Source organism: Streptomyces sp. C (genome assembly GCF_000158895.1).
Lineage (GTDB): Bacteria > Actinomycetota > Actinomycetes > Streptomycetales > Streptomycetaceae > Streptomyces > Streptomyces racemochromogenes.
Genome location: NZ_GG657750.1, coordinates 6,046,983 through 6,047,530, shown reverse-complemented (window position 1 = coordinate 6,047,530; position 548 = coordinate 6,046,983). Strand labels below are relative to the sequence as shown.

1 pseudogene is annotated in these 548 nt (G+C 76.8%); it reads right to left on the bottom strand.

The features are described 5' to 3' along the window. Positions 1-548: pseudogene (locus SSNG_RS27240) on the bottom strand (FAD/NAD(P)-binding oxidoreductase); the annotation flags it as partial.

Below are 548 nucleotides of genomic sequence, written 5' to 3'. Positions count from 1 at the left end.
CAGGGGGCGCCAGTCGCCGTCGAGGCGGGTGACGAAAAAAAACCTCGACCCGAGTGGTCCCCTGCACCTCGGTGACGGCGTGCCGGGTGAGGAGCCGGACGCCGTGGCGCAGCAGGGTGCCGCCGTACACGGCGCCTTCGACCAGCTTGGCGGGGTTGCGGTGGAGGGCGGGGGCCTGGGGGGCGTACGCGGTGTACGCGGCGGCCTCGACGACGGCGGGGACGGTGGCCCCCGCGGCGGCGAGGGAGCCGGCCACGGCGAGGAGGAGCGGGCCGGACCCGGCGACGACGACGCGGCGGCCGGGCAGGACGAGGTTGTTCTTCAGCATGGCCTGGGCTCCGCCCGCGCCGACCACTCCGGGGAGGGTCCAGCCGGGGAACGGCAGCTGGCGCTCGTAGGCGCCGGTGGCCAGGAGCACGTGGCGGGCGCGGAGGGTCGCCGGGGTCTCGTCGGGGGCGTGGCCCGCGACGGCGTGGAGGGTCCAGCCCTGGTCGCCTGCGGGGTCCACCGTCCAGACGTGGTGGGCCGGGAGGTACGTGATGCGGCCC